Source organism: Naumannella cuiyingiana, from assembly GCF_013408305.1.
Taxonomy (GTDB): domain Bacteria; phylum Actinomycetota; class Actinomycetes; order Propionibacteriales; family Propionibacteriaceae; genus Naumannella; species Naumannella cuiyingiana.
Window position 1 is genome coordinate 3,012,219 of record NZ_JACBZS010000001.1, and the last position, 12,806, is coordinate 3,025,024.

The following is a 12,806-nucleotide window of genomic DNA, read 5'->3' on the forward strand; positions in this document are numbered from 1 at the left end:
CTCGAAGGCCCGGACCTGAAGGAGAGTAGTGGCCAAGGTCCGCGTCTACGAGTTCGCCAAAGAGCACGGGCTCGAAAGCAAGGAGGTCCTCCAGGTCCTCAAGGACATGGGGGAATTCGTCCGTTCCGCTTCGTCGACGATCGAGGCGCCGGTGGTCCGGCGCCTGAGCGAGAAGCTGGACGGCGGTTCAGCAACGCCGGGCAACGGGGCGCCGTCCGCGCCCGCGCAGAAGAGCGCCCCGGCAAAGAAGGCAGCGCCGCGCCCGACCCCGGGCCCGGCCGCCAAGAAGGCGGCACCCCGGCCGCCCGCACCACAGGCCCCCCAGGAGCCGGCGGCCGAGCCGGACCGCCCGGCAGCGACCGAGTCGGCGCCCCAGGCGCCCTCGGCCGAGTCGGCGCCCCCGGCACCCGCGCGCCCCGGCGGCGCGCCGCGTCCCGGTCCGCGACCGCCGGCCGAGCGGCCGTCACCCGAGCGGCCGTCCGGCGATCGTCCGCCGCGCCCCGGCGCGGGCGAGCGACCCGGACCGCGGTCGCCGCGCCCCGGCTCGACGGGCGGCCTGCCCGGTGCCGGTGGTCCGCGACCCCGGCCGTCGGGCCCGCGACCGGGCAACAACCCGTTCGCCAGCTCCCAGGGCATGGGGCGTACCCCGCGCCGGCCCGAGGGGCGTACCGGCACCGGTGACGCGGGCCGTCCCGGCGGCCCCCGTCCTGGCGGGCCGCGCCCGGGCGGCGTGTCCGGGATGCCCCGGCCGAACCCGGCGATGATGCCCAAGCAGTCCTCGCTCGGCGCGCCCGGCGCGCCGGGGCGCGGGCGTCCCGGCGGCGGCCCCGGCCGCGGCCGCGGCGGTCCGGGCGGTTCTCGTGGTCCCGGCGGCCCGGGAGGTCCCGGCGGCCCGCCGATGGGTCCCGGGCGCGGTCGTGGTGGCCGTGGCGGCACCCAGGGCGCGTTCGGCCGCGGTGGCCAGAAGGGCCGCGGTCGGAAGTCGCGCAAGCAGCGTCGCCAAGAGGTGCACGAGATGGAGGCGCCGACGATCGGTGGCGTCCGCGTCCGCAAGGGCGAGGGGCAGACCGTTCGGCTGCGCCGCGGCGCCTCGCTGACCGACCTCGCCGAGAAGATCGGCGTGGACGCGGCGGCCCTGGTCCAGGTGTTGTTCAACATGGGCGAGATGGTCACCGCGACCCAGTCGGTGAACGACGAGACGCTGCAGGTGCTCGGCACGGAGCTGAACTACGACATCCAGGTGGTCTCGCCCGAGGACGAGGATCGCGAGCTGCTGGAGCGGTTCGACATCGAGTTCGGCGAGGATGCCGGTGGCGAGGAGGACCTGGCGGTCCGGCCGCCGGTCGTCACCGTGATGGGTCACGTCGACCACGGCAAGACCAAGCTGCTGGACGCGCTGCGCAAGTCCAATGTGGTGGCGGGCGAGGCCGGCGGCATCACGCAGGCCATCGGCGCGTACCAGGTCGCGACCGAGGTCGATGATCAGGAGCGCAAGATCACCTTCATCGACACCCCGGGTCACGAGGCGTTCACCGCCATGCGTGCCCGCGGTGCGAAGTCGACCGACATCGCCGTGCTGGTGGTGGCGGCCGACGACGGGGTGATGCCGCAGACCATCGAGGCGCTGAACCACGCCACGGCGGCGGATCTGCCGATCGTGGTCGCGGTGAACAAGATCGACAAGGAGGGCGCCGACCCGTCGAAGGTGCGCGGGCAGCTCACCGAGTACGGGCTGATCCCGGAGGAGTACGGCGGCGAGACGATGTTCGTCGACGTGTCCGCCGTGACCGGCGTGGGGCTCGACAACCTTCTCGAGGCGATCGTGCTGACCGCCGATGCGGCGCTGGAGCTGCGGGCCAATCCGGACATGGAGGCCCAGGGTGTCGCCATCGAGGCGCACCTGGACAAGGGTCGCGGCCCCATCGCCACGGTGCTGGTGCAGCGCGGCACGCTGCGGGTGGGTGACTCGATCGTCTGTGGCCCGGCCTACGGGCGCGTCCGCGCGTTGCTCGATGATCATGGCGACTCCGTCGCGGAGGCGCCGCCGTCGATGCCGGTCCAGGTGTTGGGCCTGACCAGCGTCCCGGGCGCCGGTGACACGATCTTGGTGGTGCCGGACGATCGGACCGCGCGACAGATCGCCGATCAGCGCGAGGCGCGCAAGCGGGCCGCACAGCAGGCGGCGGGCGCGCGTCGGCGTACCCTCGATCAGCTCTTCGAGCAGATGGAGAAGGGCGAGACGTCGGAGCTGCTGCTCATCCTCAAGGGCGACGGCGCCGGTTCGGTCGAGGCCCTGGAGGAGGCGCTGGCCAAGATCGACGTGGGCGAGGAGGTGTCGCTGCGCGTGATCGATCGCGGTGTCGGTGCCATCACCGAGACCAACGTCTCGCTGGCCGCCGCCTCCGGTGCGGTGATCATCGGCTTCAACGTCCGGGCGCAGGGCAAGGCCACCGAGCTGGCGGATCGCGAGAACGTGGACATCCGTTACTACTCGGTGATCTACGACGCGATCAACGAGATCGAGGCGGCCCTGAAGGGCATGCTGAAGCCGATCTATGAGGAGGTGCAACTCGGGACCGCCGAGGTACGCCAGGTGTTCCGCTCCTCCAAGGTCGGCACGATCGCCGGCTGTCTGGTCACCGGCGGCATCATGCGCCGCAACGCGAAGGCGCGGCTGCTCCGCGACGGCGTGGTGGTGGTCGACACCGACATCGCGTCGCTGCGCCGGGAGAAGGACGACGTCACCGAGGTCCGCGAGGGCTACGAATGCGGTCTGACGTTGACCAACTACTCCGACGTCAAGGTCGACGATGTGATCGAGACCTACGAGATGCGGGAGAAGCCGCGGGAGTGATCCACCGGCCGCTCCAGCGTCCTCGGCGCGCGAGCTGAACGAACGCGGGCCCGTCCCCTCTCGGGGGCGGGCCCGCTTCGCGTCCCGGCAGCCGCGGGCTGAATCGGCAGCCGCGGGCTGGATCAGCAGGTGCGGGCTGGCTCGGCACGCGCGGGCTGAACCGGCAGCCGCAGGCTGGCTCGGCAGGCGCGGGCGTTGCACCCTTCGCGGGTGCCGGTTGGGTTCGCGGATTGGGGTACGCCGTCGCAGGTGCGGGCTGAACCGGCAGGTGCGAGCTGGATCGGCAGGTGCGGGCTGGGTCGGCAGGCGCGGGTGTTGCACCGTTCGCGGGTGCCGGCTGGGTTCGCGGATGCCGACCGGGCCCGCGGCTGGGGATAGACTGGTCGGCCTGTCCGCGTTCACCCGCACCGCGTCCTCAAGGAGTGATCATGGCGTCGCCGCGCGTCCTCAAGTTGGCAGACCAGATCAAGACGATCGTCGCGCAGTTGCTGGAGCGGCGGATCAAGGATCCCCGGCTGGGCTTCGTGACGATCACCGATGTCTCGCTGACCGGCGACACCCGCGAGGCCACGATCTTCTACACGGTGCTCGGCGACGACGCCGACCATGCCGGGACCGCGGCAGCCCTGGCGTCGGCGACCGGCCTGATCCGCAGCCAGGTCGGCAAGCAGCTCGGGCTGCGACACGCGCCGTCCATCGCCTTCCAGCCCGACGCGGTGCCCGAGGCCGGCCGGCACATCGACGAGTTGCTGGACCGCGCCCGCACCGACGATGCCTCGCTCGCCGAGCGGGCCTCCGGCGCCGCGTATGCCGGCGAGTCCGACCCCTACAAGAAGCCGCGCGACGCCGACGATGAATGAGCCGGCGGCCTCGGGGGTGCTCGTCGTCGACAAGCCCGCCGGCTGGACCTCCCACCAGGCCGTCGGACGGGTACGCCGACTGCTCGGCACTCGCAAGGTCGGTCACGCCGGCACGCTCGACCCGATGGCGACCGGCGTGCTGCTGGTCGGGGTGAACCGGGCGACCCGCCTGCTCGGCCACCTGATGCTGACCCAGAAGGAGTACACCGCCACGATCCGGCTCGGCATCGGCACGCTCACCGACGACGCCGACGGCGAGCCCACCGCCACCCCCGGCGCCGCGGGGATCGACGCCGATCGCGTCCGCGCCGCACTGCCCGCATTCACCGGCGACATCGACCAGGTGCCGACCGCGGTGTCGGCGATCAAGGTCGACGGCAAGCGCTCCTATGCCCGCGTCCGGGCGGGGGAGAGTGTCGAGCTCGCCCCGCGCCGCGTGCAGGTGGCCGAGTTCGCATTGCTCGGCGCCCGCCCGGCCGAGGTCGACGGTCTCGCGGTCGTCGACTGCGACGTGCGGGTCCGCTGTTCGTCGGGCACCTACATCCGCGCGCTGGCCCGCGACCTCGGCGCGGCGCTCGGCAGCGCGGGGCATCTGACCGCGCTGCGGCGTACCCGCGTCGGCCCGTTCGGTCTCGACCGCGCGGTCGACATCGACACCGACGCAGCGCCGGAGTTGATCAACATGGCCGAGGCCGCCGCCGGCTGTTTCCCCACGGTGCCGGTCGACGCCGACGCCGCCGCCGACATCAGTCACGGCCGGCGCCTCGCGCTGGAACTGAACGGCCCGGCTGCGCTGCTGCACGGCGGCGAACTGCTCGCGATCTACCGCCCCGACGGCGCGAGCGCGCGCCCGGTCGCGGTCTTCGCCGCCGGGTCCTGACCCGTCGCTATGGTGGCGGCGTGGCCCAGCAGAACACGGACGCGCAGCAGCGCGGGCGCCAGGACCCGGACGCGCGGCAGCGCGGGCGCACGGCGGTACTGATCGGCAATTTCGACGGCGTCCATCGCGGCCACCAGGCCCTGCTGCGTGCGGCCCGCGACCAGGCCGACCGGTTGATCGTCGTCACCTTCTGGCCGCACCCGATGTCGGTGGTACGCCCGGACAAGGCGCCCCGGCTGCTCACCGACCTGCCGACCCGGGAGCGGTTGCTGCGTGCGGCCGGCGCGGACGAGGTCGAGGTGGTGGGCTTCGACGATGACACCTCGGAGTGGACGCCCGAGGAGTTCGTCGACCGGGTCCTCCGCCCGCTGCACCCGGACCTGATCATGGTCGGCGAGAACTTCCGGTTCGGCCATCGCGCCGCCGGCGATGTCGGCCGGCTGACCGACCTGTCCCGCGGCGAGTTCGAGGTGACCGGCCTCCCGCTGGCCGATATCGACGGTGAGCCCGTCTCCTCGACCCGGGTCCGGGCAGCGCTGGCCGACGGCGATGTCGAGGCGGCCTCGGAACTGCTCGGCCGCCCCTACTGCTACGACGGCATCGTCGTTCGTGGCCACCAGCGCGGCCGCGAGCTCGGCTTCCCGACCGCCAACCTGCCGGTGCCGGACTGGCGCGCCGCCCCCGCCGACGGGGTCTACGGCGGCTGGGCCCGTCGGCTCGACGTGCCCGACGCGCCGCGCTGGCCCGCGGCGATCTCCGTCGGCACCAATCCCACGTTCGACGATGTGCCCGAGACCGTCGTCGAGGCCTATGTGCTGGATCGCGACGACCTCGAGCTCTACGGCGTACCGCTGCAGGTCGAGTTCGTCGAACGGCTGCGCGGGCAGGTCGCCTTCACCGGAATGGACGATCTGATCGAGCAGATGCACGCCGACGTCCGCCGCTGCCGGGAGCTGCTGAACTGACCCCGGCCGGTCGTCGGTCAGGCCAGCCCCGCGAGCCGGCCGAGCGCCGCGGCCACCGCCCCTACCACGACCACCACGATGAACGGCGCGCGGAGCACCAGCGCGACCGCGGCCGCGCCGAGTGCCAGCAGCCGGGCATCGAGGGACACCTGCTGGCCCGAGGCGATCGTGTTCACCACGACCAACGAGGCGAGCAGGCCGATCGTCATACACCCCGCGATCCGGACGATCAGCGGCCGCTCGAGGAAGCGGGCGGGGATGCAGAAGCCGCTGAGCTTGATCAGGTACGCCGCCGCGCAGCCGGCGATCAGCCACCACCAGCTCATCGCGCCGCGGCCTCCCTCGGGCGGCGCGGGCGTACCACGACGGCGAAGAGTGCCGCGACGGCGGCCGCCACCAGGATCGGTACGCCGCTCGGCAGGAGCGGGATGGCCAGCGCGGTGACCAGGCCGCAGAGCACCGCGATCGCCCACGGCTCGCCGCCGGACAACCGCGGCCACAACAACCCGAGGAAGGCCGCCACGGCGGCCCCGTCCAGACCCCACATCCTCGGGTCGCCGAGCGCATCGCCGGCCACCGCACCGATCAGGGTGCTCGTGTTCCAGAGCAGGTAGATGCCGAGCCCGGCGGTCCAGAACCCGCGGCGTTGTTCGGCCGGGTCGGTCTGGGCGAGCATGGTCGCGGTCGACTCGTCGATGGTCAGGTGCGCCGCGGCGAATCGGCGCCAGCCCGTGGGCCGGAGCGCGGCGTTCACCTGCATGGCGTAGACACCGTTGCGGACGCCGAGCAGGGTGCCGGCCGCCAGGGCCGAGGCGGGCGAGCCGCCGCCGGCGAGCACGCCGATCAGCGCGAACTGCGAGCCGCCGGTGAACATCAGCAGGCTCAGCGCGCAGGTCTGCGCGATGTCCAGTCCGGCGGCCACCCCGAGCGCACCGAACGACACCCCGTAGACGCCGGTCGCGACCGCGATCGAGACCCCTGCACGGATCGCGGGGCTGCGTCGCGCCAGTGCTAGGAGGGACATGTGGTCTACGATGACCGCATGACGCCTGTTCGTCAAGACGAACGAAATGATCGAAATAGCGAACCGAGCGCCGCGGTGTCCCGGATCGCCGCCGCCGTCCGCGCCGAGCGTGCCCGCACCGGGATGAGCCTGTCCGAGCTGGCGCGTCGCGCCGGGGTCGCCAAGTCCACGCTGTCCCAGGTGGAGGCCGGCCAGGGCAATCCCGGGGTGGAGACGATCTGGGCGCTGGCCACCGCGCTCGGCGTACCGTTCTCGGCCCTGATCGATCCGCCCGAGGCGCAGTCGCGGCTGATCCGCGCGGGCGAGGGGGAGGCGACCCGCGCCCAGCACGCCGAGTACGCGGCCGTCGTGTTGTCCCACTGCCCGCCGCAGGTACGCCGCGACCTGTTCCGGATCGACGCCGAGCCAGGACCGCCACGCCGCTCCGCAGCCCATGCGCCCGGCACCGTCGAGCACGTGGTGCTGATCGCCGGCCGCGCGCTGACCGGGGCGGCCGACGAGCCGGTCGAGCTCGGGCCGGGGGACTACCACAGCTACCCCGGCGACGTCCCGCACGTGTTCGACGCGCTCGAACCCGGAACCTCGGCCGTCCTGGTCTCCCAGCAGCGCTGAGGGTTGACCTCAACGGCGGTCGAGGCGCGAGAGTGGCGCCATGACGATCAGTTGCCGCACCTGCGCGGTGGAGTACGCCGAACCGCTGCCCGATGTCTGCCCGATCTGCGCCGACGAACGCCAATACGTCCCCGCGACCGGGCAGGCGTGGACCACCGGCGAGGAGCTGCGTGCCGCGGGAACCCGGATCGCCGTCGCCGATCACGGCGGCTACTGGGGGCTGACGGCGGAGCCGCAGGTGGGCATCGGGCAGACCGCGATGCTGGTGCCGACGCCCGACGGTGCGCTGCTGTGGGACCCGCCGGGCTACCTGGACGATGCCTCGGTCGCGTTCGCCCGCGAGCACGGAGTGCGCTGGATCGCCGCCAGCCACCCGCACATGTTCGGGGCCCAGCTCGACTGGTCGGCCGCCCTCGGCGATGCGACCGTGCTGGTCAACGCCGCCGACGCCGGCTGGCTCGGCCGGCGGGGGCCCGCGATCGAGGAGTGGTCGGGTGAGCTGCGGCTCGCCGACGAGCTGGTGCTGCGCCAGCTCGGCGGCCACTTCCCGGGCAGCGCGGTGGCGCACTGGGCCGCGGGTCAGGGCGGGGCGGGCGTGCTGTTCGCCGGCGACACCATCGCACCCAATCCCGATCGGCGCACGGTCACGTTCATGCGCAGCTTCCCCAACCGGCTGCCGTTGTCCGCCGCGGTGGTGGAGCGGATCGCCGCGCGCGTGGCCGACCTGCGCTACGACACGATCTGGCACAACTTCGGCGGGGCGGTGAGCGGCGGTGCGGATCGCGCCGTACAGGAATCGGCGCAACGGTACGCCGCCTGGGTGCGCGGCGACCACGACGACCTGACCTGACCGGCTGACCTGACCGGCCGGCGCGATCAGGGCCGCAGCAGACCCAGGATCTCGTCCAGCTTCTGCCCGTGCTCGCCCAGGATGCGGGTGTGCTCGTCCAGGACGCGGCTGTGTTCGCCCAGGACGCGGCTGTGCTCGTCCAGGATGCGGGTGTGCTCGTCCAGGACACGGGCATGCTCACCCAGGATGCGGGTGTGCTCGCCCTGGGTGTCGGCGATCTCGGCGAGCCGCGTCGATTGGCGCTTCTGCGTGGTCGACAGGTCGCCGAGCAGCTCATAGATGCCGTCGACATCGTTCTCGAGCCGGCGTACCCGCGGCTCGACCCCCGGTGAGGTGCTCATGTATCCAAGCTACGCGACCGCCGATCCCCGTGGTCGGGTTATCCACAGCCGGTCGGGCGAGCGCCGGGACCAGCGGCCGGCGTACCCGCCGATTCGCCCCATCCTGCGCGCGCGGGCTATCCTGTGCAGGTTGCCGTCATGACGGCCGCGGACGACCAAGAGCCCTCGCCCACCCGATGTGGACCGCCGCCAGGCGGGAGGGCGCCGCGCAACGGACATCGGAAAGGACGAGTGTCGAATGGACGCCGCCGAGAAGCAGAAGATCATCGACGAGTACGCGAGCAAGCCGGGCGACACGGGTTCTCCCGATGTCCAGATCGCGTTGCTCACCAAGCGGATCTCGCACCTGACCGAGCACCTCAAGCAGCACAAGGGCGATCATCACAGCCGCCGCGGGCTGATGCTGATGGTCGGCCAGCGCCGCGGGTTGCTCAACTACGTGGCGAAGAAGGACATCGAGCACTACCGCTCGCTGATCGCCCGCCTGGGCCTGCGCCGCTGAGTCGCAGTTCGGGTGGGAAGGAGGGAGTGTCGCGCCGGGCCGACCGGGGGACACTCCCTTCTTTGCTAGAAAGGGACAGCGGCAGCGCCGCTCACCCGACAACCGAAGAACAACCGAAGAACTGACAATCCACGAGACCGCGCCGACCGGGAGTCCTGTCCTCGGTAGTGGTCTTCGGGAGCCGCCTGCAGAGCCGTCACCGGCCCGGCGGAGCGCCCGCGGACCTCGATCGAAGACCGGCCTCCCAGCACGCAGCGGCCGACCCCGGGTCGGCCCGCGCGCCCTGGTCTTCGTCGCGGTCCACCACAGAAAGGAATCCCCGTGGAGGGACCTGACGTCATCAGCACCGAAGCCGTGATCGACAACGGCGAGCTCGGCAAGCACGTCGTACGCTTCGAGACCGGCCTGCTCGCCAAGCAGGCCGCCGGCTCGGCCACCGTCTACCTCGACGACGAGACGATGTTGCTCTCGGCCACCACCGCCAGCAACAAGCCGCGCGAGTCGATCGACTTCTTCCCGCTCACCGTCGATGTCGAGGAGCGGATGTATGCCGCGGGCCGGATCCCCGGCTCGTTCTTCCGCCGCGAGGGCCGCCCGTCCGAGGGCGCCATCCTCACCTGCCGGCTGATCGACCGGCCGCTGCGCCCGACCTTCGTCAAGGGCCTGCGCAACGAGGTCCAGGTGGTCGTGACCGTTCTCGCGCTCGAGCCGAACACGCTCTACGACGTCGTCGCGATCAACGCCGCGTCGTTGTCCACCCAGCTCTCCGGCCTGCCGTTCAACGGCCCGGTCGGCGGTGTCCGGGTTGCCCTGATCGGTGACCAGTGGGTCGGCTTCCCGACCGTCGAGCAGTTGGAGGAGGCGGCCTTCGACATGGTCGTCGCCGGCCGCGTGCTGCCCGACGGCGATGTCGCGATCATGATGGTCGAGGCCGAGTCCACCGAGCAGACCTGGGACCTGGTCAAGAGCGGGCGTACCGCACCGACCGAGGAGGTCGTCGCCGCGGGCCTGGAGGCGGCCAAGCCGTTCATCAAGGCGCTCTGCGAGGCCCAGGCCGAGCTGGCCAGCAAGGCCGGCAAGCCGACCAAGGACTACCCGGTCTTCAGCGACTACGCCGACGATGCGTACGCCGCCGTCAGCCAGGACGCCTCCGACCAGCTCGCCCAGGTGATGACCATCGCCGACAAGACCGAGCGGGAGACCGCCACCGAGGAGCTGCTCGGCCAGGTGCACGAGCGCCTGGACCCGCGCTTCGAGGGCCGGGAGAACGAGGTCACCGGCGCCTACCGCGCGCTGACCAAGAAGCTGGTCCGGCAGAAGGTGCTGGCCGAGCAGGTACGCATCGACGGGCGCGGGCTGCGCGACATCCGCACCCTGTCGGCCGAGGTCGGCGTGATCCCGCGGGTGCACGGATCGGCGCTGTTCCAGCGCGGCGAGACCCAGATCCTCGGCGTCTCCACGTTGAACATGCTGGACATGGAGCAGAAGCTCGACGTGCTCGGCCCGGAGACGACCAAGCGCTACATGCACAACTACAACTTCCCGCCCTACTCGACCGGCGAGACCGGCCGCGTCGGGTCGCCCAAGCGCCGCGAGATCGGCCACGGTGCGCTCGCCGAGCGCGCCCTCGTGCCGGTGCTGCCGACGCGGGAGGAGTTCCCCTACGCCATCCGCCAGGTCTCCGAGGCGCTCGGCTCGAACGGATCGACCTCGATGGGTTCGGTCTGCGCGTCCACGATGTCCCTGCTGAACGCCGGCGTGCCGCTGCGCGCCCCGGTGGCCGGTATCGCGATGGGCCTGATGAGCGGTGAGGTCGACGGCGAGCAGCGCTACATCGCGCTGACCGACATCCTCGGCGCGGAGGACGCGCTCGGCGACATGGACTTCAAGGTCGCCGGCACCAAGGACTTCATCACCGCGCTGCAGCTCGACACCAAGCTCGACGGTATTCCCGCCAGCGTGCTGGCCGAGGCGCTGAACCAGGCCAAGGAGGCCCGGTACACGCTGCTCGAGGTGATGAACGAGGCGATCGACGCTCCGGACGAGATGAGCCCCACCGCGCCGCGGATCATCTCGATCACCATCCCGGTGGACAAGATCGGCGAGGTGATCGGCCCGAAGGGCAAGATCATCAACCAGATCCAGGACGACACCGGCGCCAACATCTCGATCGAGGACGACGGCACGATCTACATCGGTGCCGCCGGCGGCGACGCCGCGGAAGCGGCCCGCGCCGCGATCAACGCCATCGCCAACCCGACGATGCCGGAGAAGGGCGAGCGCTACCTCGGCACGGTGGTGAAGACCACCAACTTCGGCGCGTTCGTGTCGCTGCTGCCGGGCAAGGACGGCCTGGTGCACATCTCCAAGCTGCGCGACCTGACCGGCGGCAAGCGCGTCGAGAACGTCGAGGACGTGCTCAGCGTCGGGCAGAAGCTGCAGGTCGAGATCGCCGACATCGACGATCGCGGCAAGCTGTCGCTGATCCCGGTCGTCGAGGGTGGCTCGGGCGAGGGCGAGGCCGCCCCGAAGTCCGACGAGCCCGCGGCGGAGTCGGCCCCGGCCGACCAGGAGTGACCCGAAACCCCACCGCTGCCGCTCGGCGGCACCGCGACGGCGAGATCCGCCGGACGGTGCTGCCGAGCGGTTTGCGTGTGATCACCGAGGCCATGCCCCGGGCGGGATCGGTCGCCCTCGGTTTCTTCGTCGACGCCGGGTCCCGGCACGAGACCGCCCGTCAACACGGCGCGTCGCACTTCCTGGAACACGTCTTGTTCAAGGGTACGCCGACCCGCGGCGCGGAGCAGATCTCCGCCGAGATCGAAGGGGTGGGCGGCGAGATCAACGCCTACACCGCCAAGGAGCACACCTGCTTCCACGCCAAGGTGCTCGGCGCGGACCGTGAGCTGGCGGTCGAGGTCATGATCGACATGCTGGCCAACTCGTTGATCAGGAGCGAGGACCTGGAGGCCGAGCGCGAGGTGATCCTCGACGAGATCTCCATGCACGCCGACGATCCCGGCGAGTCCGCCCATGAACTGGTGTCCGCGGCGCTGTTCGACCGTGACCCGCTCGGCCGCCCGGTGATCGGCAGCGAGGAATCGATCATCGCCATGTCGCGGCGACAGGTGATCAACTACTGGCGCAAGTTCTACCGCCCCTCGTCGATCGTGGTGAGCGCCGCGGGCCGGGTCGACCATGATCGACTCGTGGCCCAGCTCACCTCGTTCGCGACCAGCAGCCAGGTCCGGCCGAGCGCCACCCCGGACCGCCGGCCGACCCGACCTCGGGCGGCCCGACCGGCGGTGATCAGCCGCTCCCGCTCGTTCGAGCAGTCCAGCGCGGTGCTCGGTTTCGGCGGGGTGGGCCGGTTCGACCCGCGGCGCCCCGCGCTGAACCTGTTGTCGGTGATCCTCGGCGGGGGGATGAGTTCGCGGCTGTTCGTCGAGGTCCGCGAGCGCCGGGGGTTGGCGTACGCCATCGACGCGGTCCAGGGCGCCTATTCCGATGCCGGGATGTTCACCGTCGAGTGGGCGAGCCATGCCGAGCGCGCCGGCGACATCCTCGCCGTCGTCCGCGACACCATCGCCGCCATTGTCGACTCCGGGGTCAGCGCCGCGGAGCTGGCCCGGGCGCAGGGTCAGGTGCGCGGCCAGACCGTGCTCGCCTACGAGGGCTCGACCTCCCGGATGAGCCGCAACGGCGCCGCGGAGCTGACCGGCGATGCCCGCACGGTCGAGGACTACCTGCGCAGCCACGACGAGGTCGGCCTCGACGATGTCACCACCGTCGCGCGCGAGCTGCTCGCCCAGCCGCCGGTGCTCGGCATCGTCGGTCCGCGGACCAACCGCCGCCGCCTCGACCGGATCGTCCAGCGCTGGGTGTCCTGACCCGGCCGCGACCACCGGCGAGCCCGTA

Annotated in this window: 12 protein-coding genes; 9 read left to right on the plus strand and 3 right to left on the minus strand. The window is 71.8% G+C overall.

Annotation, left to right across the window (positions count from 1 at the left end; translation table 11 throughout):
• Positions 1 to 28: 28 nt before the first annotated feature.
• The 4 genes from infB to GGQ54_RS14115 all read left to right on the plus strand — a co-directional run bounded on the left by infB (position 29) and on the right by GGQ54_RS14115 (position 5,559).
• Positions 29 to 2,854 carry a translation initiation factor IF-2 gene (infB, locus tag GGQ54_RS14100; RefSeq protein ID WP_179445965.1) on the plus strand — a complete coding sequence of 942 codons (2,826 nt, stop codon included), beginning with the start codon at positions 29 to 31 and terminating at the stop codon, positions 2,852 to 2,854.
• A gap of 428 nt (positions 2,855 to 3,282) precedes the next feature.
• Positions 3,283 to 3,714: a 30S ribosome-binding factor RbfA gene (gene rbfA / locus GGQ54_RS14105; RefSeq protein WP_179445966.1), complete on the plus strand. Its 432-nt coding sequence runs from the start codon at positions 3,283 to 3,285 to the stop codon at positions 3,712 to 3,714.
• On the plus strand, positions 3,707 to 4,594 hold the full coding sequence (truB, locus tag GGQ54_RS14110) for a tRNA pseudouridine(55) synthase TruB (RefSeq protein WP_179445967.1): 888 nt from the start codon (positions 3,707 to 3,709) through the stop codon (positions 4,592 to 4,594). Before rbfA ends, truB begins: the two co-directional genes overlap by 8 nt.
• A gap of 20 nt (positions 4,595 to 4,614) precedes the next feature.
• Positions 4,615 to 5,559: a bifunctional riboflavin kinase/FAD synthetase gene (locus GGQ54_RS14115; protein ID WP_179445968.1), complete on the plus strand. Its 945-nt coding sequence runs from the start codon at positions 4,615 to 4,617 to the stop codon at positions 5,557 to 5,559.
• A gap of 17 nt (positions 5,560 to 5,576) precedes the next feature.
• Here GGQ54_RS14115 and GGQ54_RS14120 read toward each other — a convergent pair whose 3' ends face one another.
• Positions 5,577 to 5,885, minus strand: a complete 309-nt coding sequence (locus GGQ54_RS14120) for an AzlD domain-containing protein (RefSeq protein WP_179445969.1) — start codon at positions 5,883 to 5,885, stop codon at positions 5,577 to 5,579.
• Complete coding sequence (locus tag GGQ54_RS14125) at positions 5,882 to 6,583, minus strand: AzlC family ABC transporter permease (RefSeq protein WP_179445970.1); 702 nt, start codon at positions 6,581 to 6,583, stop codon at positions 5,882 to 5,884. The genes GGQ54_RS14120 and GGQ54_RS14125 overlap by 4 nt, the downstream gene beginning before the upstream one ends.
• An 18-nt stretch (positions 6,584 to 6,601) precedes the next feature.
• Here GGQ54_RS14125 and GGQ54_RS14130 point away from each other — a divergent pair, with 18 nt between their 5' ends.
• Positions 6,602 to 7,195 carry a helix-turn-helix domain-containing protein gene (locus GGQ54_RS14130; RefSeq protein WP_179445971.1) on the plus strand — a complete coding sequence of 198 codons (594 nt, stop codon included), beginning with the start codon at positions 6,602 to 6,604 and terminating at the stop codon, positions 7,193 to 7,195.
• Between the two features lie 40 nt (positions 7,196 to 7,235).
• Positions 7,236 to 8,045 carry an MBL fold metallo-hydrolase gene (locus GGQ54_RS14135; protein ID WP_179445972.1) on the plus strand — a complete coding sequence of 270 codons (810 nt, stop codon included), beginning with the start codon at positions 7,236 to 7,238 and terminating at the stop codon, positions 8,043 to 8,045.
• Positions 8,046 to 8,071: 26 nt separating this feature from the next.
• On the opposite strand, the gene GGQ54_RS14140 is transcribed toward GGQ54_RS14135, so the two are convergent.
• Positions 8,072 to 8,386, minus strand: coding sequence for a hypothetical protein (locus tag GGQ54_RS14140; protein ID WP_179445973.1), 315 nt, complete (start codon positions 8,384 to 8,386; stop codon positions 8,072 to 8,074).
• A gap of 238 nt (positions 8,387 to 8,624) precedes the next feature.
• On the opposite strand from GGQ54_RS14140, the gene rpsO reads away from it, so the two are divergent.
• The 3 genes from rpsO (at position 8,625) to GGQ54_RS14155 (ending at position 12,778) form a co-directional block, all read left to right on the plus strand.
• Entirely contained in the window at positions 8,625 to 8,888 is a 264-nt protein-coding gene (gene rpsO / locus GGQ54_RS14145) for a 30S ribosomal protein S15 (protein ID WP_179445974.1), read from the plus strand.
• A gap of 321 nt (positions 8,889 to 9,209) precedes the next feature.
• On the plus strand, positions 9,210 to 11,465 hold the full coding sequence (locus GGQ54_RS14150) for a polyribonucleotide nucleotidyltransferase (protein ID WP_179445975.1): 2,256 nt from the start codon (positions 9,210 to 9,212) through the stop codon (positions 11,463 to 11,465).
• Complete coding sequence (locus GGQ54_RS14155) at positions 11,462 to 12,778, plus strand: insulinase family protein (protein WP_179445976.1); 1,317 nt, start codon at positions 11,462 to 11,464, stop codon at positions 12,776 to 12,778. Before GGQ54_RS14150 ends, GGQ54_RS14155 begins: the two co-directional genes overlap by 4 nt.
• Positions 12,779 to 12,806: the final 28 nt, after the last annotated feature.

Excerpts from the sequence above, each read along its gene's own strand:
- rbfA (WP_179445966.1), top strand. The coding sequence starts at position 3,283 with ATGGCGTCGCCGCGCGTCCTCAAGTTGGCAGACCAGATCAAGACGATC.
- truB (WP_179445967.1), top strand. The coding sequence starts at position 3,707 with ATGAATGAGCCGGCGGCCTCGGGGGTGCTCGTCGTCGACAAGCCCGCC.
- GGQ54_RS14120 (WP_179445969.1), bottom strand. The coding sequence starts at position 5,885 with ATGAGCTGGTGGTGGCTGATCGCCGGCTGCGCGGCGGCGTACCTGATC.
- GGQ54_RS14125 (WP_179445970.1), bottom strand. The coding sequence starts at position 6,583 with ATGTCCCTCCTAGCACTGGCGCGACGCAGCCCCGCGATCCGTGCAGGG.
- GGQ54_RS14130 (WP_179445971.1), top strand. The coding sequence starts at position 6,602 with ATGACGCCTGTTCGTCAAGACGAACGAAATGATCGAAATAGCGAACCG.
- GGQ54_RS14135 (WP_179445972.1), top strand. The coding sequence starts at position 7,236 with ATGACGATCAGTTGCCGCACCTGCGCGGTGGAGTACGCCGAACCGCTG.
- GGQ54_RS14140 (WP_179445973.1), bottom strand. The coding sequence starts at position 8,386 with ATGAGCACCTCACCGGGGGTCGAGCCGCGGGTACGCCGGCTCGAGAAC.
- rpsO (WP_179445974.1), top strand. The coding sequence starts at position 8,625 with ATGGACGCCGCCGAGAAGCAGAAGATCATCGACGAGTACGCGAGCAAG.